The organism is Streptomyces sp. NPDC001156, from assembly GCF_053598275.1.
In genome coordinates, this window is record NZ_JBSFJX010000002.1 from 147,164 (window position 1) to 169,185 (window position 22,022).

At 72.0% G+C, this 22,022-nt stretch carries 21 protein-coding genes; 11 read left to right on the forward strand and 10 right to left on the reverse strand.

What is annotated here, in order from left to right:
- Positions 1–82: 82 nt before the first annotated feature.
- Together rsgA and ACWDA7_RS01975 are read left to right on the forward strand one after the other, a co-directional pair.
- Positions 83–1,192 (forward strand): ribosome small subunit-dependent GTPase A, encoded by a 1,110-nt coding sequence (gene rsgA, locus ACWDA7_RS01970; RefSeq protein WP_450602283.1) that lies wholly within the window; start codon positions 83–85, stop codon positions 1,190–1,192.
- Positions 1,193–1,297: 105 nt separating this feature from the next.
- Positions 1,298–2,719: a DNA-3-methyladenine glycosylase 2 family protein gene (locus tag ACWDA7_RS01975; protein WP_450602284.1), complete on the forward strand. Its 1,422-nt coding sequence runs from the start codon at positions 1,298–1,300 to the stop codon at positions 2,717–2,719.
- Positions 2,720–2,754: 35 nt separating this feature from the next.
- On the opposite strand, the gene ACWDA7_RS01980 is transcribed toward ACWDA7_RS01975, so the two are convergent.
- On the reverse strand, positions 2,755–3,132 hold the full coding sequence (locus tag ACWDA7_RS01980; protein ID WP_450602285.1) for a PPOX class F420-dependent oxidoreductase: 378 nt from the start codon (positions 3,130–3,132) through the stop codon (positions 2,755–2,757).
- 72 nt (positions 3,133–3,204) lie between these two features.
- On the reverse strand, positions 3,205–3,366 hold the full coding sequence (locus ACWDA7_RS01985) for a DUF4180 domain-containing protein (protein WP_450602287.1): 162 nt from the start codon (positions 3,364–3,366) through the stop codon (positions 3,205–3,207).
- A 179-nt stretch (positions 3,367–3,545) separates the two neighbouring features.
- Here ACWDA7_RS01985 and ACWDA7_RS01990 point away from each other — a divergent pair, with 179 nt between their 5' ends.
- Positions 3,546–4,766, forward strand: coding sequence for an RNA-guided endonuclease InsQ/TnpB family protein (locus ACWDA7_RS01990; protein ID WP_450602288.1), 1,221 nt, complete (start codon positions 3,546–3,548; stop codon positions 4,764–4,766).
- A 15-nt stretch (positions 4,767–4,781) separates the two neighbouring features.
- On the opposite strand, the gene ACWDA7_RS01995 is transcribed toward ACWDA7_RS01990, so the two are convergent.
- Positions 4,782–5,036, reverse strand: coding sequence for a DUF4180 domain-containing protein (locus ACWDA7_RS01995; RefSeq protein WP_450602289.1), 255 nt, complete (start codon positions 5,034–5,036; stop codon positions 4,782–4,784).
- Between the two features lie 171 nt (positions 5,037–5,207).
- Here ACWDA7_RS01995 and ACWDA7_RS02000 point away from each other — a divergent pair, with 171 nt between their 5' ends.
- Entirely contained in the window at positions 5,208–6,431 is a 1,224-nt protein-coding gene (locus ACWDA7_RS02000; RefSeq protein WP_450602290.1) for an SGNH/GDSL hydrolase family protein, read from the forward strand.
- A gap of 112 nt (positions 6,432–6,543) precedes the next feature.
- Here the strand turns inward: ACWDA7_RS02000 and ACWDA7_RS02005 are convergent, their stop codons facing one another.
- Positions 6,544–7,524 carry a helix-turn-helix transcriptional regulator gene (locus tag ACWDA7_RS02005; RefSeq protein ID WP_450602291.1) on the reverse strand — a complete coding sequence of 327 codons (981 nt, stop codon included), beginning with the start codon at positions 7,522–7,524 and terminating at the stop codon, positions 6,544–6,546.
- Between the two features lie 546 nt (positions 7,525–8,070).
- Here ACWDA7_RS02005 and ACWDA7_RS02010 point away from each other — a divergent pair.
- Positions 8,071–9,534: a protein phosphatase 2C domain-containing protein gene (locus tag ACWDA7_RS02010; protein WP_450602292.1), complete on the forward strand. Its 1,464-nt coding sequence runs from the start codon at positions 8,071–8,073 to the stop codon at positions 9,532–9,534.
- Positions 9,535–9,588: 54 nt separating this feature from the next.
- Positions 9,589–11,331: a pyruvate dehydrogenase gene (locus ACWDA7_RS02015; RefSeq protein ID WP_450602293.1), complete on the forward strand. Its 1,743-nt coding sequence runs from the start codon at positions 9,589–9,591 to the stop codon at positions 11,329–11,331.
- 97 nt (positions 11,332–11,428) lie between these two features.
- Here ACWDA7_RS02015 and ACWDA7_RS02020 read toward each other — a convergent pair whose 3' ends face one another.
- On the reverse strand, positions 11,429–12,262 hold the full coding sequence (locus ACWDA7_RS02020; RefSeq protein WP_450602294.1) for a hypothetical protein: 834 nt from the start codon (positions 12,260–12,262) through the stop codon (positions 11,429–11,431).
- A gap of 516 nt (positions 12,263–12,778) precedes the next feature.
- On the opposite strand from ACWDA7_RS02020, the gene ACWDA7_RS02025 reads away from it, so the two are divergent.
- Positions 12,779–13,261, forward strand: coding sequence for an ATP-binding protein (locus ACWDA7_RS02025; protein WP_450602295.1), 483 nt, complete (start codon positions 12,779–12,781; stop codon positions 13,259–13,261).
- A gap of 57 nt (positions 13,262–13,318) precedes the next feature.
- Here ACWDA7_RS02025 and ACWDA7_RS02030 read toward each other — a convergent pair whose 3' ends face one another.
- A complete protein-coding gene (locus ACWDA7_RS02030; protein ID WP_450602296.1) occupies positions 13,319–14,362 on the reverse strand; it encodes a DUF2637 domain-containing protein in 1,044 nt (347 codons plus the stop codon).
- A 308-nt stretch (positions 14,363–14,670) separates the two neighbouring features.
- The gene (locus tag ACWDA7_RS02035) at positions 14,671–15,513 is read right to left on the reverse strand and encodes a (2Fe-2S)-binding protein (RefSeq protein WP_450602297.1); all 843 of its coding nucleotides are present in this window, start codon (positions 15,511–15,513) and stop codon (positions 14,671–14,673) included.
- Positions 15,514–15,678: 165 nt separating this feature from the next.
- On the opposite strand from ACWDA7_RS02035, the gene ACWDA7_RS02040 reads away from it, so the two are divergent.
- Positions 15,679–16,554, forward strand: a complete 876-nt coding sequence (locus ACWDA7_RS02040) for a GntR family transcriptional regulator (RefSeq protein ID WP_450602298.1) — start codon at positions 15,679–15,681, stop codon at positions 16,552–16,554.
- A 150-nt stretch (positions 16,555–16,704) separates the two neighbouring features.
- The gene (locus ACWDA7_RS02045; RefSeq protein WP_450602299.1) at positions 16,705–16,935 is read left to right on the forward strand and encodes a hypothetical protein; all 231 of its coding nucleotides are present in this window, start codon (positions 16,705–16,707) and stop codon (positions 16,933–16,935) included.
- A gap of 12 nt (positions 16,936–16,947) precedes the next feature.
- Here ACWDA7_RS02045 and ACWDA7_RS02050 read toward each other — a convergent pair whose 3' ends face one another.
- The 3 genes from ACWDA7_RS02050 to ACWDA7_RS02060 form a co-directional block, all read right to left on the reverse strand.
- The gene (locus ACWDA7_RS02050) at positions 16,948–17,460 is read right to left on the reverse strand and encodes a DUF2231 domain-containing protein (protein WP_450602300.1); all 513 of its coding nucleotides are present in this window, start codon (positions 17,458–17,460) and stop codon (positions 16,948–16,950) included.
- A 136-nt stretch (positions 17,461–17,596) separates the two neighbouring features.
- Positions 17,597–18,385, reverse strand: a complete 789-nt coding sequence (locus ACWDA7_RS02055; protein WP_450602301.1) for a hypothetical protein — start codon at positions 18,383–18,385, stop codon at positions 17,597–17,599.
- Positions 18,386–18,535: 150 nt separating this feature from the next.
- On the reverse strand, positions 18,536–20,227 hold the full coding sequence (locus ACWDA7_RS02060) for a PucR family transcriptional regulator (protein ID WP_450602302.1): 1,692 nt from the start codon (positions 20,225–20,227) through the stop codon (positions 18,536–18,538).
- Positions 20,228–20,558: 331 nt separating this feature from the next.
- Here ACWDA7_RS02060 and ACWDA7_RS02065 point away from each other — a divergent pair, with 331 nt between their 5' ends.
- Together ACWDA7_RS02065 and ACWDA7_RS02070 are read left to right on the forward strand one after the other, a co-directional pair.
- Positions 20,559–21,449: an FAD binding domain-containing protein gene (locus tag ACWDA7_RS02065; protein ID WP_450602303.1), complete on the forward strand. Its 891-nt coding sequence runs from the start codon at positions 20,559–20,561 to the stop codon at positions 21,447–21,449.
- Positions 21,449–22,021 (forward strand): (2Fe-2S)-binding protein, encoded by a 573-nt coding sequence (locus ACWDA7_RS02070; RefSeq protein ID WP_450602305.1) that lies wholly within the window; start codon positions 21,449–21,451, stop codon positions 22,019–22,021. The genes ACWDA7_RS02065 and ACWDA7_RS02070 overlap by 1 nt, the downstream gene beginning before the upstream one ends.
- Position 22,022 lies beyond the last annotated feature (1 nt).

The following is a 22,022-nucleotide window of genomic DNA, read 5'->3' on the forward strand; positions in this document are numbered from 1 at the left end:
TCCGCGGTCTCCGGCTGATCCTTCCCACCTCTTCCGCGCCTGCGGGCGCGCGCCGGGGGCCACCTTTGTGAAGGGCTCCCCCTTGAAGCTGTCCTCTCTTTCGTCTTCCTCGGCTGCGCCGCACCCTCTCGCTCCCTACGGCTGGGACGGGGACTGGGAGACGCAGTTCGCTCCCTACGCCGAGCAGGGCCTCCTGCCCGGACGTGTCGTACGGGTCGACCGCGGCCAGTGCGACGTGGTCACCGCCGGCGGGGTGCTGCGCGCCGACACCGCCTTCGTCACCCCGCACGACCCCCTGCGGGTGGTGTGCACCGGCGACTGGGTCGCCGTCGAACCCGGGGGCACCCCCCGGTATGTCAGGGCGTATCTGCCGCGCCGCACCGCCTTTGTGCGCTCCACCTCCTCCAAGCGGTCCGAGGGGCAGATCCTCGCCGCCAACGTCGACCACGCGGTCGTCGCCGTCTCGCTCGCCGCCGAACTGGACCTCGCACGCGTCGAACGCTTCCTGGCCCTGGCCTGGGAATCCGGAGCCCAGCCGCTCGTGGTGCTGACCAAGGCCGACGTCGTGCCGCACGCGACGACACTCGGGCACCTCGTCCAGGACGTGGAGGCGGTAGCGCCCGGCGTGCCGGTGCTGCCGGTCAGCGCGCAGCGCGGGGACGGGCTCGACGTACTCGAGGCTGTCCTCTCCGGCGGCACGTCCGTACTGCTCGGACAGTCCGGAGCGGGCAAGTCCACGCTCGCGAACGTGCTGCTCGGTGAGGAGGTCATGGACGTGCAGGCCACCCGGGACATGGACGGAAAGGGCCGGCACACCACGACCACGCGCAACCTCCTCGTGCTGCCGGGCGGCGGAGTCCTCATCGACACGCCGGGGCTGCGCGGAGTGGGGCTCTGGGACGCCGAGAGCGGTGTGAGCCAGGTGTTCTCCGAGATCGAGGAACTGGCCGCGGAGTGCCGGTTCCACGACTGCGCGCACCTGGCGGAGCCGGAGTGCGCCGTGCGCCACGCGGTGGAGTCCGGGGAGCTGTCCGAGCGGCGGCTGGAGAGCTACCGGAAGCTGCTGCGCGAGAACGAGTGGATCGTCGCCAAGACCGACGCGCGGGTACGGGCGGAGCGGCGCCAGGAGTGGAAACGGAAGGGGGCGGAGGGCCGGGCGGCGATGGAGGCCAAGCGGGGGAGGTCGCGGTAGCCGCGACGGCACGCCGCGGGCCGTCGTGCCCGCGGCGTGCCGCGGCCGGACGCCATGTCCGAAACCCGCCGGAACAGTGCCGCGCCACGGCGCACACTGGACGACATGACCGAGGAAGACACCAGGTACGAGGCGGTGCGCAGCCGGGACGCCCGGTTCGACGGCGAGTTCTTCTTCGCCGTCGCCACGACCGGGATCTACTGCCGGCCCAGCTGCCCCGCCGTGACGCCCAAGCGTCGCAACGTGCGGTTCTATCCGACGGCCGCCACCGCGCAGAGCGCCGGGTTCCGCGCCTGCCGGCGGTGCCGTCCGGACGCCGTGCCCGGCTCCGCCGAGTGGAACGTGCGCGCGGACGTCGCGGGGCGGGCCATGCGCCTGATCAAGGACGGCGTGGTCGACCGCGAAGGTGTCGCCGGGCTCGCCCTGCGCCTCGGCTACAGCGCTCGTCAGGTGCAACGGCAGCTGACCGCCGAGGTCGGAGCCGGACCCATCGCGCTCGCCCGGGCCCAGCGGGCCCACAGCGCCCGCCTGCTGCTGCAGACCACCGAGCTGCCGGTCACGGAGATCGCCTTCGCGGCCGGGTTCGCCAGCGTGCGCCAGTTCAACGACACGATCAAGGCGGTGTACGCGGCCACTCCGCGCGAGCTGCGCGCCACGGCGCCCCGGGACGCAGGGGCCGCCGGCCGCGAGGCCGAGGCGTCGGCGGGGATCGCGTTGCGCCTCGCGTACCGCGGCCCGTACCAGTCCGCGGCGGTCTTCGACCTGCTCGCCGCCGAAGCGGTGCCGGGCATCGAGGAGGTGTCGGGCCGGGCCGGGCGCCGGATCTACCGGCGTACGCTCCGGCTGCCGTACGGCACCGCCGTCGTCGCCGTCGGCGAGCATCCGGGCCGCCCGGCGTCCCGGACGGACGGGGACGGTCACCCCGGCGGCTGGCTCGACGCCCGGATCCATCTCACCGACCCCCGCGACCTCACCACCGCGGTCCAGCGGGTGCGGCGGCTGTTCGACCTCGACGCGGACCCGTACGCCGTCGACGAGCGTCTCGCCGCCGATCCCGCCCTCGCCCCGCTGGTCGCCGCCCGTCCAGGACTGCGCTCACCGGGTGCGGCAGACCCGGAGGAGTTCGCCGTGCGCGCGCTCGTCGGCCGGAGCCAGGCCGGGGAACTCGTCCAGCGGTACGGGAAGACGCTCGACGCGCCGCACGGCACCCTGACCCACACCTTCCCGGACCCCGCGGTGCTCGCCGGGGCCGGGCTGCACGGCACACCGGCCGCGCTCGCCACCGCGCTCGCCGACGGCACCCTCCGCCTCGACGCGGGCGCCGACCGCGACGACGCCCACGAGGCACTGCTCGCGCTGCCGGGCATGGATCCGCATACTGCCGTGATCATCCGCACCCGCGCCCTCGGCGACCCCGACGTGGCACCGCCGGACGAGACCGTCCCGGACGCCTGGCGCCCCTGGCGGTCGTACGCCCTCAGGCACCTGCGGACGGCGAGCGGGTCCGAGCCGTCCCTCGCTCCGTGAGGGATCCCGTGAGGTGACGATCGCCCCGGCGAGGTTCAGGCCTGCTCGCCCTCCAGGCCCCAGCTGTGGATCCGCCGCGGACGGATCCGGATCACCTCGTCGCTGAAGTGCGGCCCCAGATCGTGCGGACCGGTGAGGAGTTCCGCCTCGCCTCGGACGTCCACGCCGCGCACCCGCCACGGGCGTGTGCTCACGATGTCGTCGACGACCAGCGCCACCTTGGGGTTCTTCTCCAGGTTCCGCCACTTCTTGGTGGCGCCCATCGCATGGCCGCCGATCAGGATGGTCCCGTCCTCCTGGAGGAAGAAGCCGACCGGGTTGGCCTGAGGCTGTCCGTGCGGATCGACGGTGGCCAGCCGCCCGAGTCGCTGGGAGCGCAGATACGCGCGTTCGGCATCACTGAATTCACCCATGCCGACAGCCAAGCACCCCCGGCCCCCGGCCCGCATCGGAATCCGGTCCGAGCCGGCCCCCGGTCCATCGGCCTAGGCCGTCGGCGCCAGCCGCTCCCGCAGCTCCCCGACGTCGACCGGAAACCACGTCCGCCGCCCGCGGTTGCACTCCCCCACGAAGTCCCGCAGCGCCGAACTGGACTCCGTATGACGGGAGATGTCCCCGACCACCGCCATGTCCAAACGGTAGTTCATCGGGTTCCTCCGAGGATACCCCGGCCTTCGGGCCGGGGAGGGATCGGGCTCGTGCGGAGCAGGGCAGGGATAGGCGGATCGCCGTCGGGGCGATCCGGTGTCCACCCCGCACGGCGGTGATGTCGCCCACGATGATCGAGAACTCTCAACTGTCAGTCCTCCCGGGTAGGTTCGGAAGTATGACGACTGCAGCGACCGCGAAGGACGCCGGGCATGCCCGGTACACCTTCCGTGTGCGCCTGTCGAATACGGCCAGGCGCCGGCTCGAAGCCGAGTGGGATCGCTGCCGCTGGGTCTGGAACGAATGCGTGGCCAAGTCCAAACAGGTCCACGTGCAGAGCAAAGCGGGCGGCGAGAAGCTGACGTGTGGTCCGGCGCAACTCGACAAGATGCTGACCGAGGCCCGCAGGGGGATGCCGTGGCTGGCTGAGGGCGCGAGCGTGCCTCAGCAGCAGGTGATACGCGACTTCGCCAAGGCCCGCGCCAAGGCCCTCAAAGACATCAAGGACCGGGTTGCGACGCATCGCCGGGCGGGGATGCCCCGGTGGAAGAAGAAGCGGGAGGCGCGGCCGAGCCTGAACTACACCCGGCGCGGCTTCCGGGTTGATGACGGTCGTCTCCGCCTTGCGGGCGGGATCGTGGTGAGCGTGGTGTGGTCGCGGGAGCTTCCGGTCGACCCGTCGAGCGTGCGCGTGTACCAGGACAGCCTCGGACACTGGTACGTGTCCTTCGTCGCCCCCGCGCAGTGCGAACCGCTCGCCCCCACGGGGCGCGTGCTCGGGGTGGACTGGGGTGTGAAGGAGACCGCTACCACCACGGATGACGCCTACGACCTCCCGCATGGCGAGTACGGCAAGCGGGCCGCGCAGCGGCTCGCGAGGTACCAGCGGATGATGGCCCGGCGGCGCCGGCCGAAGGGACAGCCCGCATCCGCCGGCTATCGGCAGGCGCAGGCCCAGGCAGCGAAGCTGCACAAGAAGATCGCGAGGCAGCGGGAGGACACCGGCCGCAAGTGGGCCAAGTCCGTGATGCGCGGTCATGACGGGGTTGCGGTGGAGGACTTCCGGCCGAGGTTCCTGGCGAAGACCACGATGGCCCGCAAGGCGGCCGATGCCGCCATCGCAGCGACCAAGCGTGCCCTGGTCGAGATGGGCCGCAAACACGCGCGAGACGTCCGTCTGGTGCATCCGGCGCACACCACGATGGACTGTGCGCGGTGCGGAGCGAGAACCAAGCACGCACTCCCTCTCTCGATGAGAACGTATACCTGCACCGTGTGCGCAGCCGTGTCCCCCAGGGACAAGAACTCCGCCCGCGTGATGCTGGTCCGGGCAGGTTGGAACCCGGACGGTGCTGAGGGCGTAAGACCGCCGGGGCCGCTGGCCCAGGCGGCAGCCTGAGCCGTACATCCCCGCTCAGCCCTGGAGGGTGGAGAATCCCCCTTCAGGCAGGGGAGCCTTCAAGAACTTCTGGACGATGTCACCGGCGACCCGAGTGCGCAGCCGGAAGAATCCCTCGCCGAACCGGTCGGCGGGGATGACCACCCACTGGGTGCCCTGGTACATGGTGTCGCCGATGAGATCCAGCACGTCGCGCTCGGCGGCGATCTCCTCGCCCTCGGCGGCGCACACCAGTACGGGGACGTCATGGATCCGCTGCAGGGTGCTCATGGCGGCCGACCTTGGTTCCGGGGGCGGACGCGGGCGACCGAATTGTTCTGTGGGCGGTCCGTACGCCCGACCGTGTGACGATGCGTTACCTCGCCGGTGGGTCCTGGGAAGTCTTCGAACGCTTCCCGGCCCCGCGTCCCGGGGCCACCGGTGAAAGGAGGGCGCATCCATATGATCCGGTTGGCCCGCGCAAGGGGAACACGGCGTCGCTGCCTCGCCGTCCTGGCTCTCTCCCTGCTGTCGACCGCGGTCGCCGCCCCGGGTGCGTTCGGCGGGACCGAGACGGCTCCCCGGTGGACCGGTACCTGGGAGGCCGCCCCCTCAGGAACCGCCTCCGCCCTGCCCGGCGTCTCGATCCGCAACGTCGTGCACACCAGCGTCGGCGGCAGCGCCGCCCGCATCCGCGTCTCCAACCGCCTCGGCAGCGCCCCGCTCCGACTCGACGCCGTCACGGTGGCGTTGCGGCGGGGGATCGGTGCCGAGGCCGTCCCGGGCTCCGTGCGCATCGCGACCTTCTCCGGCGCGCCCTCCGTCACCGTGCCCGTGGGGGAGGACCGTGTCACCGACGCCGTTCCCCTGCGCGTCCCGGCCGACGCAGACCTGCTCATCACCGTGCACACGTCCGCCGACTGCGGCCCGGCCACCTACCACCGCACCGCGATGCAGACCAACTACCTGGCCAGGAACGGCAACCGGGCCGCCGACACCAGCGGAGCCGCATACACCACCACGGTCTCCCACTGGTACTACGTGACCGGTGTGGACGTCCTGCGTCCCGCGCTCGCCGGCAGTGTGGTGGCCCTCGGCGACTCCCTCACGGATGGCACCGGCACCTCTCAGGGGACCAACCACCGCTGGCCCGACCTTCTCTCCGAGCGGCTGCGCGCGCTCCCGGCGATCCGCAGACCCGGCGTCCTGAACGCCGGGATCGCCGGCAACCGCCTCCTGCTGGACGGCGTCGGCCCGAGCGCCCTGGCCCGCCTGGACGCCGACGTCCTCACCCGCACCGGAGCCCGCACCGTGATCGTGCTGGAGGGTGTCAACGACCTCAAGGACACACCGGGTCAGACCGATCCGGCCGCCTTCGTACGGGCGTACCGGCAGATCGTGACCCGTGCGCACGCCTACGGCCTGCGCGTCATCGGGGCCACCCTCACACCGTTCGGCGGCCACCAGCGTTGGACCCCGGCACGCGAGCGCCTGCGCCATGAGATCAACGCCCTCATCCGCGGCGGCATCTTCGACGGGATCGCGGACTTCGACAGGGCCGTACGGGACCCCGCCCGCCCGGATCGCATCCTGCCGGACTACGACCCGGGCGACCATCTGCACTTCAACGACGCGGGCGCGATGGCGCTCGCGGATGCGATCGACGCGGCGGCCCTCGAGCGGTGACGGGTGGTCAGCGGGCACATGCCGACCGGGAGCCGCCCCATCCAAGGGAGCGAAGTCGCAGAGCCGGGAGAGATTCGAGGGGCTGGCCCGTGAATCGCTCCGCAGTCCAGGCTCAGTCCCGGGCCACCCAGCCCCGCTCGTACGCGTGCCAGCCGAGCTGCAGCCGGGTCGTCACGCCGGTCAGCTCCATCAGCCGTTTCACCCGGCGCTGCACCGTGCGCAGGCCCAGGTCGAGCTGCTTGGCGACGCTCGCGTCCGTCAGCCCGGCGAGCAGCAGGGACAGCACCTGGAGGTCGGTGCCGTCGGGGCCGTCCAGCGGCTGCTCGGTGACGCCGGACGCCCCGAGCCGCAGCGGCAGCGCGTCCCGCCACACCGACTCGAACAGGCCGGACAGCAGCTCCAGCAGTCCGCTCGCGTGCACGACGAGAGCGGCGGGTTCCGCGGTGTGCGTGGTGAGCGGCACCATGGCGAGCGATCGGTCGGCGACCACCAGCTTGGTCGGCACCTTGTCGACGACCCGCACCTGTTCGTCGCGGCCGAGCGCGGAGGTCAGCTCGGTGATGCCGTCGGGCCGGTCGAGCACCGCCCGTTCGACCACCACCCGGTAGTGCACTCCGCGCTGCGCCGCCTGCTCCTCCGCGTCGTTCTCCATGCCCGACACGGCGACCGGGGTGCCGGTGACCAGGGCGCACACCTCCTCGGTCGCGGCGAGCTGAAGCTGCAGGAAGCGCCGGCCGACCCCGGCCGCGCCGATCACCACCTCGACCAGGTCGTGCACGGCGGGCTCCGCGGCCGCCGCCCGGTACTCCTCGGCGAGCAGTGCGGCCGCCAGTTCGGCCTTCTCCAGTTCGTGGCGCTGCTGGGTGAGCAGCGCGCCCAGCGCCACTCCGGGGGGCGCCGCGACCCAGCGGCCGGCCCGGGCCGACGACTGGGCCGCGAGTCCGTGCCCTTCGAGCCGGCGCAGGGCGCGCTCGGTGTCCTGCTCGCCGAGGGTCAGCCGCCGCGCCAGATCGGGCACGTCGGCGGCGCCCACGGACACCAGCGCCCGGTACGCCGACTCGTGCGTCTCGTCCAGGCCTATCACTGCCAGCATTAGCCGGTCGTCCCTCCCCGAGTAGAAGCCGCACGGTACGGCGCTGTGGCGGAAATCGGCCACGGCATAAACCCGCCTCGGGACATCATCGCCTTACCCCCTGTCCGTCTGCCAAGGTGACGCCATCGCGGTGTCGACCACTGACCGCTGTACCCGCTCACGGCGCGTTCAGCCTGCGCGGATGCCGTCTGGGGTCCTTCGGAGGGACGTACCGGAGGGCCTGATGCCGGTCGTCGCACGTGCCGGTCCGGTGTGCTTGGCCGGCCGGCACTTCGGGACGGCGGTTCACACCTGGCCTCACCTGGCTGAAGGCCAGTGGCCGCACGAACGTGGCGGGGTGCCGGAGGCGTGCCGGGCTCTGTCACCGCGGTGCCGCCGGACGGTTCCCCTGTGGGGGGTGGGATCGTCCGGCGGTCCGCCTCCCGGTGGCCGGTTTCGGACCGCAGTTCGAGGTGTCGTCCGACGTGGGGATCGCAGACCGGTCGCCTGGCCGGATTTTCCTGATGCGCCGTTTATTCGCGCCCCTCGCGGTGGACAATCGGGGGCATGAGTCAGCAGGGGGAGAGCCCCATCGAGAACGCGGACGACTGGTGGGGGCAGTTGTACGACGACGCCACCGGGGACACGGGACCGGCCTCCGCGGCGGACAGCCTTGACGACCGTTTCGCCTCCGCTGTGGGGACGGTGGCAGACCGCGGCACCGGGGCCGGGGCCGAGGAGCCGCTCCCGCCGGCGGGCGCCGGCACCTCACCGCCCGGGAACGGGACGGCCATCCCGGCCCTACCCCGCGCGGATACCTCCGCACCGCCCGCCGGGCCCACCGGCTCCTCCCGGCTCGTGGCTCCGCTCGATTGGGGTGACCCTTCCGCCCGCGGCCTGGCGCCGTGGGAACCGCCGTCCGCCAGGTCGCCGGGCCGCCTGACCTTCCCCTCCCCGTCCAGGCCCGCTGCCCTTGAGGCCGGCCCCGCCCGCGCCCTCGGCGACGGTGACGTTCCGGCCGCCGCCGCGTATGCGGAGGTCCGGCCCGCCCGAACCGGGACAGTGCCTCCTGTCGACTACGTGGGCTCCGGGCCGCCCACCTACGACCCCGAGCCCACCGCCCTCCCGCTCGCCGATCCGGACGATCTCGGCGACCTCGTCGCCGACACCGTGCTGGACGGGGCGCGCTACGGGGCCTGCACGCTGCGTGCGGTCTCGGTGCGCGGGGACTCGGCGCGCTACCGGGGCGAGCCGCGCCGGGACGCCCTGCTCACCGCCCGCTTCGGCACCGGCGACCAGGCGCTCGTCCTCGTCGCCATGGCGACCGGCGCGCGGGCCGCGCCCGGTGCGCACCTGGCCGCGGCAGAGGTGTGCCACTGGATCGGGCGTGCCGTCGGGCGCAGTCACCTCCGCCTGAGCGAGGACATCAGGGCCGACCGGCGCGGCGACCTCAAGTCGGGCCTTCAGCGGCTCACCGACCGCAGTTTCGGCAAGCTGCGCGCCGACGCCGTCGAACGGAGCCTTGACCCCGAGGAGTACACGGCCACGCTGCGCTGTCTGCTGCTGCCCGCCGACCCGTCCTGCCGTACGCGCGTCTTCTTCGGCGTCGGACCGGGCGGTCTGTTCCGGCTGCGGGACGGCGAGTGGCAGGACATCGAGCCGCACGGGACCGAGGCGGCGGGCGAGGTGGTGATGGGGTTCGGTTCGCTGCCGTCCGAGACCCCCGAAGGCGACCGGATCACCATGGATCTGGCCCTTACGACGTCTCCGAGCCCCTATGAGGCGGCCCCCGAGCCGCCCCATGACCCCTTCCGCTTCCGTGCGTCCATCGCCCGTCCGGGTGACACCCTGCTGCTGTGCTCGGGTGGTCTCGCCGGGCCGCTGCGCGGCGAACCGCTTCTCGCCGAACACCTCACGGAGCGCTGGTCGGCGGGCGGGCCACCGGGCCTCGCCGCGTTTCTCGCCGACACGGCGGTGCGGGTGAAGGGCTATGCCGACGACCGTACGGCGGCCGCCGTTTGGGAGGCGTGATGGCGGTCGCTGTGGATTGATGGACCCAAGTGAAGCGAAGGGGTGCATGCATCCATGGCCAAGCAGAACGTTGCCGACCAGTTCGTCGACATACTCGTCCGCGCCGGGGTCAAACGCCTGTACGGAGTCGTCGGCGACAGCCTCAATCCGATCGTGGACGCCGTCCGTCGCAACGCCGCCATCGACTGGGTGCATGTACGCCACGAGGAGACCGCCGCCTTCGCGGCCGGCGCCGAGGCACAGATAACCGGCAAGCTGACCGCCTGCGCGGGCTCCTGTGGCCCCGGCAACCTCCACCTCATCAACGGTCTCTACGACGCCCACCGTTCCATGGCCCCGGTGCTGGCCCTCGCCTCGCACATACCCTCCAGCGAGATAGGCCTCGGCTACTTCCAGGAGACGCACCCGGACCGGTTGTTCCAGGAGTGCTCCCACTACTGCGAGCTGATATCCAATCCGAAGCAGATGCCCCGGCTGCTGCAGACGGCGATCCAGAACGCGATCGGCCGCAGCGGCGTCAGCGTGGTGGCGCTCCCCGGCGATATCGCCGACCAGCCCGCCCCCGACAAGCCCGCCGAGACCGCCCTTGTCACCTCCCGGCCCAGCGTCCGCCCGGGTGACCACGAGATCGACGAACTCGTTCGGATGATCGACCAGGCGGAGCGGGTCACCCTCTTCTGCGGCAGCGGCACCGCGGGCGCGCACGCCGAGGTCATGGAGCTCGCCGGGAAGATCAAGTCCCCGGTGGGGCATGCCCTGCGGGGCAAGGAGTGGATCCAGTACGACAACCCGTACGACGTGGGCATGAGTGGCCTTCTGGGCTACGGCGCCGCGTACGAGGCCACCCACGAGTGCGACCTGCTGATTCTGCTGGGCACCGACTTCCCGTACAACGCCTTCCTGCCGGACGACGTGGCCATTGCCCAGATCGACGTGCGCCCGGAGAATCTGGGCCGCCGCTCCAAGCTGGACCTGGCGGTGTGGGGCGATGTGAAGGAGACCCTGCGGTGTCTGACCCCGCGGGTGACGGCGAAGCAGAACCGGCGCTTCCTCGACAAGATGCTGAAGAAGCACGCGGATGCGCTGGAAGGCGTGGTCAAGGCGTACACCCGAAAGGTGGAGAAGCACATTCCGATCCATCCGGAGTATGTGGCCTCGGTACTCGACGAGATCGCCGATCCGGACGCCGTCTTCACGGTCGACACGGGGATGTGCAACGTCTGGGCCGCCCGTTACATCTCTCCGAACGGCCGTCGGCGTGTCATCGGCTCGTTCTCCCACGGCTCGATGGCGAACGCGCTGCCGATGGCGATCGGCGCGCAGTTCACGGACCGCGGGCGGCAGATCGTGTCGATGTCGGGCGACGGCGGCTTCTCCATGCTGATGGGCGACTTTCTGACCCTGGTGCAGTACGACCTGCCGGTGAAAGTCGTGCTGTTCAACAACTCCTCGCTGGGCATGGTCGAACTGGAGATGATGGTGGCCGGGCTGCCCGCGTACGGCACTTCCGCGAAGAATCCCGACTTCGCCGCCGTGGCCCGTGCGTGCGGGGCGTACGGCATCCGGGTGGAGAAGCCCAAGCAGCTCGCGAGCGCCCTCAAGGACGCCTTCCGGCACAAGGGTCCCGCGCTCGTCGATGTCGTCACCGATCCGAACGCCCTGTCCATCCCGCCCAGGATCAGCAGGGAGATGGTCACGGGCTTCGCGCTCTCGGCCTCGAAGATCGTGCTGGACGGCGGGGTCGGTCGCATGGTCCAGTTGGCCCGTTCGAACCTGCGCAACGTGCCTCGGCCGTAGCCGGCGGACACGTCGCGCGCAGACCGGAACCCCGGCCCGATTCCGGCGGGCCGGGGTTCTCGTTTTCTACTTTCAGAGGGACCTTTGGTCCTCAGGATCACCTGCCTCCGCTGTTGCCTCCGTAGTTGTTGTTGTTGTTGTTGTTGTTGTTGCCTTCGTTGCCCTTCCCGTAGCTGTTGCCGCCGCCGCCGCCGCCGCCGCCGCCGCTGTGCTCTTCGCGCTCCTCCACGAAGCGCTCCACGTGCCGGCGGATCACTCGGAAGCTGGCCACCACGCCGTGCTTGACCTTCACACCGCCCCTGACGTGGCGGGGGAAGAGCCCGTTCGACGAGCTGTGCGGGCCGACGGTGGCGAGGGGGGCACCGTTGTCGCAGGTGGCACCGTTGAAGACCTCGACGACGTTCCTGCTCTCGTTGCGGACGTTGATGCTATTGGCGCCGAGGCCACTGACCACGGTGATGCAGCCGTCAGGCACGCCGGAGAACTCGCGCTCGTTGACCGAGATCCTGCCGTCCCTGAAGCTGTCGTCGTTGCGGCCGCAGTCCCGGCCGCCGCGGCCGCCGTTGTCGCCGTTGTTGCCGTGGTCGTTGTCGTCGAAGTTGCCTTCGCCCTCGTCCGACTCGCACCGGGTGATCTTGCGGAAGCTGCTGCTGCCGCCGCCGCCGCCGCCACCGCCGCCGCCGTTGCCGTAGTTGTCGTTGTTGTTGTTGTTGTTGTTGTTGCCGTAGTTGTTGTTGCCGTTGTTGTTGCCACTGCCGCCGTTACTGCCGTCCGGCGCGGCGGCCGGGGCTGCGGCCGGGGCTGCGGCGGCATGCTGGGCCACCGGAGCCGCCTGCGGTTCGGATGCCGCGGAGGCGTACGTGATTCCCGTGGCCACCAGGGCCGCGGCGGCCGCGGCTGCGGCCGTTACAGCGGTGGAACGCGTTGCCATGTCACTTCTCCTGTCTCTGACACATCGGCTGCGCGCCGATGCGAGATTGAACCTACTAACGATCTCTTTATCCGTCATGTCGGACATGCCGACAATATGAAGAAAGACACGTTCGGAGCAATCCAGGCACTGACGGCCTGTCACCCCGGCCTACGTGCCCTGTCTACATGTCGACCCGGGCGGGAGCGACCGCAGGCGCCGTACGGCCGTATCGGCAGCCCGCAGTCGCCCGAAGGGTCCAGCGGCAGCGGTCTCGTGGCCCGCGCCACACCCGGTCGCGAACGGACGTACGGCTGTGCGTTTCTGAGGAGCCGGGCGCGTCGTGCGACGGGCCCGGTCCGTACGGGTGACCGGGAGCCGGTCCGAGGGCGCGCAGGGCGCACTCGGACCGGCTCATATGACCCAGTGCGTACGGTAGTTGACGATTCGGCATGACTGGCGACCCGCTGGTGGGGCATGGATCCCCGTGGACGTGTTCGAGCAGGGGGATCCGGCATCCACGTACGGGCGGGGGTCATGGAGAGGCGAGCGCGACGCGGCGGTCCCGTGGTGATCGGGTCGCCGTCGGTGAGGCAGGCGGAGGAAGCGACCGACACGACGACGGACCGGTCAGGGGGCCCGCAGCTGAAGCGCCGTCTGGGACGGGCCGACTTACGGGCGGTACCCGAGGCGCGCAGGGCGCTGCGGGAACTGCTGACGCACTGGGGAAGGCCGGGAGGAGCCGAGATAGCCGAGCTGCTCACCAGTGAGCTGGTCACCAACGCGCTCATCCACACCGACCGCGACGCGGTCCTGACGGCCACCGTGTCGCCGTGCGGACTCCGCGTGGAGGTAAGGGACTTCGTGGGGCGCAAGCCGAGGCCACGGGTGCCGGAGGCCGGCGAGGACACGCACGGCCGGGGCCTGATCCTCGTTCAGTCCCTGGCGGACGCGTGGGGCGTACGGGCGCACGGTGTGGGAAAGGCTGTCTGGTTCGAGCTGGACGCGGAGGCCGCCTGACGCACTGAAGGGGGCGCGGCAGCGTGCCGCGCCCCCTTCCAGTGATGGCGTCCGGACTCAGCCGAACTGCTGCTCGAGGTCCTTGAGCTTGCGCTCCAGGGAGTCGAGGCGGGGCAGAGCCATGGTGTCGTCCTCGGCCGTGAGGTCGACGGTGATCGGGTCAGCCGAGGGCTTCCGGACGGGCTGGAGCGAGGGGCGGGTGCGCGTGGGCAGTTCTCCCGCGGCTATGGCGGGCTCCGCGGGGACCGGAGCGCTCGCTCGTTCGACGGTCGGCATCTCGACCTGACGTCCGCCGTTTCCGCCGGTCAGCGAGCGGTGACCGCGGCTGAGCGCCTTGAGCTGCACACGCTCGACGCGCTGCTGCTCGCGCCGCAGCGCCTTGTTGTGCTCCTTCTGACGCTGGTCCTCGCGGACCTCCTCGACCGCCTCGTCCAGGGTGCGCACACCCTCCAGAAGCATCAGCGACCAGGCCTTGTACGTCTCGCGCGGGGCCCGCAGCCAGCGGACGATGCGGATCTGCGGCAGCGGACGCGGCACCAGGCCCTGCTCCCGCAGAGCGGCGCGACGAGTCTGCTTGAGCGCCCGGTCGAAGAGCACGGCGGCCGACAGCGACATGCCGGCGAAGAACTGCGGGGCGCCCGCGTGTTCGACGCCCCTCGGCGCGTGCACCCAGTTGAACCAGGCGGAAGCGGCCGCGAACGTCCACACGAGGATCCGGGAGCCGAGCGCCGCGTCACCGTGGCTGGCCTCACGCACCGCGAGCACGGAGCAGAACATGGCCGCCCCGTCCAGACCGAAGGGGACCAGGTACTCCCAGCCGCCGGTGAGGCCGAGGTTCTGCTGGCCGAAGCCGACCAGGCCGTGGAAGGAGAGCGCAGCGGCGACGGCCGCGCAGCAGAAGAGCAGTACATAGGAGGCCGTGGCGTAGATGGCCTCCTTGCGCCTGCGGCGCTCCTCGGCGCGCTCCCATGAGTCGTCCGCGCTCGCGTTCTCCCCGGGGGAGCGCTTTCCGCGCGCGAGCATCGCCACCGCTGCCACCGCGCCCAGGAGCAACACGGCGCCCGGAAGCAGCCAGTTCAGCGATATCTCGGTCAGTCTCATCTGGGTCCCTTGCATTGGGATAGGGCGTAACGCCCGCCATAGTGGCCCAATCCCGCCGGCCCTCAGGGGGTTTCGGGGCAAGAGGCCGCCATGGCATCGCAAGGGGTTGCCCAGGGCGGCGTTCTGCTCGAACTGCCGCTTGAGGGGCGGGAGTTGAGTTCGATTAAGCCTACCCGTGACGGTGGTGCTGCGGAAAGTTCCCGCGACAGGTGAGGATGTTGTGAAACACCTGTGATCCGTGCTGGGTCTCACTCGGGACGGATCTTACGGCACGCGGCGTAGGGCCGGACGCCAGGCCTGAGGAGACGTCAAGCCGCAGCGGCACTGCTGAGCTTGGCGACGCGGTCGGCGTCGCAGGTGCGCGGGCAGGTCGCGCAGGTCTCCTCGGGGCGCAGCGTGTAGAACATGCAGCAGGTCACCCGGTCCCGGGTGGACAGCGAATCGCCGTTCGATCCGGTGAGTTCGCGGAACGCGGCCGAGCCGGCGAACGGCTTCGTGCGGCCCGGCAGCAGCAGCTCCAGCTCGTGCCTTGCCCGCCTCTCGTCGCCGAGCAGTCCGGCCACGTACCAGAGCCCTTCGACCACCTCGTCCGTGGCCATGCCCCACAGGGCGCGCCCGCGCCGTCGCATGGGCGGTCCGAACCCGGCGAGCACGGGATCCAGGTGCTCGGCCACGGCCGTCCGCACCTCGGCGCGCAGCGCCTCCTCGTCCGCCACGACGAGGGCACCGGGCAGGGCCGCCGCCGGATCGTCCGGCAGGCAGGCGAACGTTCCGGTGCGTACCGCCAGGCGCCCGAGGGTGCGGTGGAACGCGACGTGCTCCACCGGGAAGCGCGGCACCCGGCGGCTCAGGAACCACGGCACCGTGATCAGCAGACAGGCCGGCCACGCGTAGCGGTGCAGGCCGAAGCTCGCCACGACGTCCGGGCGGGCCCGCTGCCCGTAGTCGCGCAGCACCTGCTCCTCGTCCCACGCGAGGAACGCGTCCAGAGCGGCCCCGCCCGCCGCGAGCCCGGCGGCCGACACCCAGCCGTCGCCTGTCGGTGCGGTCTCGCCCGGACCCAGTTCCTTGACGGCCAGGCCCGGGAACACCTCGGTGAGCCGGGCGTACGCGTCCGCCACGACGGACGGGGGCGGGGCGGAGAGGGGCATGAAGGGACCGCCGTTTCACACGCTCTGATAGGTAAGCCTTACCTTATCGAATGTGAGTGGTGTTTTAACCGGAGCGTAAGGTGCCTATGGTGCTTTCCGAGCGGTAACCGCCCCCGTACACGTTCCGCGCACCGTCCAGCACCGCCATGACCGGAGGAGGAGCCCGTGGAGCAGGCACGTGCCCGCCGTGCGCAGGGCTCCGCCGAGCCGTCGGCCGAGAGCGACGGTGCGCCGGTCTGCCGGGTTCCGGCGCAGCTCGGGGCCGGGGACGGAGCCCGCGAGCGGAGCGCCGCCCCGGGCTCCGCGCGCGGTGAGCACACACACAGCGAGACCCCGATCCCGGGACCTCGCGTGGACGAGCGGCCCTACAGCGGCGAGCCGTCCGCGGCGGGGCAGGGGGCGCGGGACGGGCGTCCCGTCGTGCAGCGTGCCTCGGTGCGACGGCAGATCCTCGACGCCCTGCGCAGCGCGCTCGTCGCGGGGGAGCTGGCGCCCGGCGAGGTCTACTCGGCGCCCGCGCTCGGCGAGCGCTTCGGGGTGTCGGCGACCCCGGTGCGCGAGGCGATGCAGCAACTCGCCCTGGAGGGCGCCGTCGAGGTCGTACCCAACCGCGGCTTCCGCGTCGTCGTGCGCGGCGCCCGGGAACTCGCCGAGCTCGCCGAGATCCGCGCGCTGGTCGAGGTCCCGGTGATCCTGCGGCTCGCCCGCACGGTGCCCGCCGAAAGCTGGGCGGAGCTGCGACCGCTCGCCGACGCGACCGTACGGGCCGCGTCGTCCGGGGGCCGGGTGACGTATGCCGAATCCGACCGTGCCTTCCACCGTGCGGTGCTCGCCCTCGCGGGCAACGAGCAACTGGTGCGGATCGCGGAGGATCTGCACCGCCGTGCCCAGTGGCCGCTCGTCCAGGGTTCCGCCCCGCGGAGCCGCGCGGAGCTGATCGCCGACGCGGCCGAGCACGGGGCCCTGCTGGACGCACTGGCCGGGCAGGACCTGGCGGCGGTGCAGGCCCTGGTGAGCAGGCACTTCGACGGGGCGTCCTGACTCCTGCGCGGCGCGTGGCGCGTGCTCTTGGCCGTCCCCGCGTCACGGCCGTGTCCCCGGCCGGCAACGGCCGGCCCTGCGGGAACTGTGCCGGCGGTCCCCGGCGTGCTGCCCGGTGAGGGACGACCGTCCCACGGGGGGTGGACGACGATGGTGTCCGATCCGCTGCGGCACGCCCGGCGCCGGGGCAGGCCGGGTATCGGGCGTGCCGAGGGGTACCGGGGCAAGGCCCGCGGGCGCCCGGCCGGACAGCCGGGGCGACCGGGGGTGGACGGTGCCGGCGTGCTGCTGGCCTTCGTCCTCTTCGTCGCCGTCGTGGTTCTCGTCGTCCACGACGGCGAATTCCGCGGCGCCCTCTGGACGTTCGTCAGGAGTCTGTGAGCGGGCCTGCCGTCACTGCCGGGCACCCGTGGCGGTCTTCGAGTAGGCGTCGTGCCAGGCGGCCTTGGCGCCCGAGTCGCCGATGCGGTAGACGTCGACGACGGCGCCGACCGCGACCGCGACGGACAGCACGGCTATGGCGATCCGGACCAGGCCGCCGCCCCGTGTCCCGGACGGGGTGGGGGCGCCGGTACGGGGCGCGGCCGTCCGGCGGGTCGTCCACCACACGAGTCCGGCCAGGACGAACAGACCCACGGCCCACGGCAGCAGCCCGTCGCCGAGTTCGGCGTGCCGGCTGACCAGCGGGTCGCCGTCGACGTGCCGCTCCAGCCACTCGCCCGCCTGTGTCGTCAGTGGCACGGACGCCAGCGCGACGAGCGCCAGCAGAGGCAGGACCGGACCCAGCCGCAGCGCCGCCTTCGGCCAGAGGGCGGCGACCACGAGTGCCAGCGCGCTCAGCGGGATCAGTACGACGACGAAGTGGACGAACAGGACATGCGCGGGCAAGCCGTTGACGAGGCTCATCGGGTGCTCCTCCAGGAGGCGGTCGTGGGGCGGGGGCACACGGCCGAGTCCGTGTCCGCCGGACGGCGCGCCAGCCTGGCACAGGAGTCTCTCAGGTTCCTCTGAGCGCAGGCGTGACCCGGAGGCGGCCCATCCCTCACGGAGCGGCGGGATCCGCCGCCGGTTCCACCGACGCCAGCTGCCGCGCCAGCCAGGTCGGTACGCCGCCCAGCAAGCGGAACAGCCGGGCCGCCTCGGCCCGTAGCCGGGAGGCCTCCGGTTCGGTCTCCGTGTCCGCGAGCGAGGCCAGCGCCGGCGCCGTGCCGACGAGGTAGCCCAGCTCCTCGCGGATCCGCAGCGATTCGGCGAAGCCGTGCCGGGCCTCCGCCAGCTCGCCGTCGCGCAGGGCCAGTCCGGCCAGATGGCGCCAGGTGAAGGAGAGCAGCAGCGTGTCGCCGTACGCGGAGGCGCTCGCATGGGCCCGGCGGTAGGCGGCGTTGGCCGCCTGGGGGGAGAGGGCGAGGTTCTCGGCGATGAGCCCGCGCCGGAAGTCCAGCAGTGCCCGGCCCGCGGCGCCCGGCGGGATCAGCGCGGCGGCCCGGCCGAGCGCCGCCCGTGCCTCGTCGGCCCGGTCGCGCACGCCGTGCAGCGTGGCGGCGTACGCCAGTTGACCGCGCTCACAGGCGGCGGCGCCCCGCTCGTCGTCGCTGTGGGCCTGCGCCTCGGCCGTGCGCAGTGCGTCCTCGGCCTCCTCCCAGCCCTGCTCCGTGTACAGGCACCGCTCGACGAGCAAGGACGCCCGCTGCAGCGAGGCCGCGGCCGTCTGCCCTCTCAGCAGGGCTGCCGCGTCGGCCCAGCAGGCGCGCGAGCGCAGCCGCCATACCGCGGTCTGGAGTGGATCGTCGCCAGCGGTCGTTCCCGTACCAGACATGGCGGTATGCGCCACGTTGCCCTCCCCGAGCGCGCCATCGAGCTGTTGAGTGGTGGCGGCATTCCAGCACCAATCTCGGCGCTGGGCCAAGGGGGCGGGTGAAGGATTTCACAAAGTCGTGGGACACCGGCGGCGGCGTCGCGACCCCTCCGACGGTGCATCGCCTCAGCTCATACGCAGGGCGAGGAAGAAGTCGAGCTTGTCTTCGAGGCGCGAAAGGTCACGACCCGTCAACTGCTCGATACGCCCGACCCGGTAGCGCAGCGTGTTGACGTGCAGGTGCAGCCGGGTCGCGCAGCGGGTCCAGGAGCCGTCGCAGTCGAGGAACGCCTCCAGGGTCGGGATCAGCTCCGCGCGATGCCTGCGGTCGTAGTCGCGCAGCGGGTCGAGGAGACGGGCCGTGAAGGCGCGGCGCACGTCGTCGGGGACGAACGGCAGCAGCAGCACGTGCGAGGCCAGCTCCTGGTGGCCGGCCGCACAGACCCGGCCCGTGCGGGCGGCGGCGACCCGGCGCGCGTGCCGCGCCTCCTCCAGCGCGCCCCGCAGCCCCTCGGCCGAATGCACGGCCGCGCTGACGCCCAGCGTGATGCGTCCGTCCTCGTCGAGCCCCGCGGACAGCGGTTTCCGTACGGCCTCCAGGAGGGCGTCGGCGACGATGCCGGGCTCGGAACCGTCGTGCTCGGAGGAGACCGCGGGGAGCGGGACGAGCGCGATCGCCTCGTCACCGGTATGCGCCACGGCGATGCGGTCGGAGTGTTCCGGTCCCGTCGACAGGGGGGCGACCAGGATCTCCTCCAGCAGCGACTGGGCGACCGGGCCGCCCTCGACGGCGCCGCCGTCCCACTCGACCCGGGCCACGACCACCTGCCAGTGCGGCGCCGCCCCGAGGCCGGGCAGCAGCACGGGCGCGGCGACCCGCAGCCGGGCCGCGATCTCGGCGGGCGCCGCTCCCGTCTGCACGAGTTCCAGCACCTCCTGCGCGAGACGCCGCCGCACCGTACGGGCCGCGTCCCGCCGGTCCCGCTCGACCGCGATCAGCTGGGTGACGCCACGCAGCAGGTCCACCCGCTCCTCGGGCCAGTCACCGGCGTCCGCCTCGACGGCGAGCAGCCAGTCGGAGAGCACCGTCTCGCGCACGTCCCGTGCGGCAGCGTCGGTCCGGTCCTCCGCGTCCGCCGCGGGGCGGTGCCCCCAGTTGCGGATCGGGAAGAGCGAATACGTCGTCGCGCCCACCGTCGCCCGATGGGGGACGCGCCGGCCGGCGCGGGTGGCCGCCAGGTGCTCGGCGGCCAGTGCCGCGCGCACATCCGGCGCCAGCCCCGGTGCCGGGCCCGCGATCCGCCGGCCGGTGGGGGAGAGCACCCAGGCGCGCAGATCGAGGTCGGAGCCGAGCAGATCGAGGACGACCTCGGGGCCGCCGCCGGCCGGCCCCGAGGTCATCATCCGCCGGTGCCGGTCCACCACGGCCGCCAGATCCCCGGCCCGCTCGCCGGAGACCTGCCGCACGACGTGTTCGGTGATGGTGGCGAACGCCACCGACTCATGGACGGCGAACAGCGGCAGCCGGTGGCGGGCGCAGGCCACGACCAGATCATCCGGGATGTCCCCGAGTTCCGCCTCGCCCGCGGCGAGCGCAGCGACTCCCGCGGCTGCGAGAATACGGACGAAGGGCTCTGAGTCAGCGGCGTCGTGTCGCCACGCCAGGCCCGTGAGGACCAGTTCGCCGCCGGAGAGATAGCGGCTGGGGTCCTTGAGATCCGTGGTCATCACCCCGCGCACGGCGCGGTCCAGCTCGTCCTCGCCGCCGAGCAGCCGCAGCCCCAGCGCGTCGGTGTTCAGCAGTGCGCGCAGCCGCATGTCTCGTCGCCGCCGTCCTTGTCGGGAAATCCACGTTCGGTCGGCCACGGTCGTGGCCTGGGGTTTCGGAAGCAGGGCTCGCGATTCCCTCTGGCCGGGCGCCGTGTTTCCAGAGGAAAGCGGAGAGGTTACTGATCGCCTCCGTTCATATGAATCTACAAGATGTGCGCCCTGGCCAGCCAACTCCTTCATGGTTTCGGTGACTGACACCGCTGTGGACGGAGCGGTGTACTGACATCACCCCGCGTGAACAGGACATGAACGAGCCCGGCCCGCCGCACCGGAGATGGCTCGACACCTACGCCCCACGAGACGAAGAAGAGAGCCGGTCATGGACTTCCTTCGCCCCGCAAGCTGGGAGGAGGCGCTCGCCGCAAAGGCGGAGCACCCCACCGCTGTGCCGATTGCGGGTGGCACCGATGTGATGGTCGAGATCAACTTCGACCACCGGCGCCCCGAGTACCTCATGGACCTCAACCGCATCGGCGAACTCACCCAGTGGGAGGTGGGCGAGGACAGTGTGCGGCTCGGGGCCTCGGTCCCGTACACCGCGATCATCGAGAACCTGCGGACCGAACTGCCGGGCCTGGCCCTCGCCTCCCACACGGTCGCCTCCCCGCAGATCCGCAACCGCGGCGGCGTCGGCGGCAACCTCGGCACCGCCTCCCCGGCCGGCGACGCCCACCCCGCCCTTCTCGCGGCCGGCGCCGAGGTCGAGGCCGAGTCGGTGCGCGGCACCCGGCGCATCCCGATCGACGAGTTCTACACCGGCGTGAAGCGCAACGCGCTGGCGCCCGACGAACTGATCCGCGCCGTCCACATCAAGAAGGCCGACGGCCCGCAGCAGTTCGCGAAGGTCGGCACCCGCAACGCGATGGTGATCGCGGTGTGCGCCTTCGGCCTCGCCCTGCATCCCGGGACCCGCACGGTCCGCACCGGCATCGGCTCGGCGGCCCCCACTCCGATCCGGGCCGAGACGGCCGAGGAGTTCCTGAACGCGGCGCTCGAAGAGGGCGGCTTCTGGGACAACGGAAAGATCGTCACCCCGTCGGTGGCCAAGCAGTTCGCGGACCTGTGCTCCGCCGCCTGCAACCCGATCGACGACGTCCGGGGCACCGCGAGCTACCGCCGCCACGCGGTCGGCGTGATGGCCCGCCGCACGCTGACCTGGACCTGGGAGTCGTACCGCGGCACCGCCCGCACCTCGGAGGGAGCTGCGTAATGCGCGTCAACTTCACTGTCAACGGACGCCCGCAGGAAGCCGACGACGTCTGGGAGGGCGAGAGCCTGCTCTACGTCCTGCGCGAGCGGCTCGGCCTCCCGGGTTCCAAGAACGCCTGCGAGCAGGGGGAGTGCGGGTCCTGCACGGTCCGCCTGGACGGTGTGCCGGTGTGCTCCTGTCTGGTCGCCGCGGGTCAGGTGGAGGGCCGTGAGGTCGTCACGGTCGAGGGGCTGGCGGACTACGCCGAGCAGCGGTCCCGCGGGACCGGCACCTGCGGAACGTCCCTGGACGAGGCCAAGCATTGGCAGGTCAAGGGGACCGACTCCCACACCGGGGAGGGAATCGGACTCTCCCCGATCCAGCAGGCGTTCATCGACGCGGGCGCGGTCCAGTGCGGCTTCTGCACCCCGGGTCTGCTGGTCGCCGCCGACGAGATGCTGGAGCGCAACCCCAACCCGACCGACGCGGACATCCGCGAGGCGCTCTCGGGCAACCTGTGCCGCTGCACCGGCTACGAGAAGATCATGGACGCGGTCCGCCTGGCGGCCACCCGCCAGTCCGAGGGGGTCTGAG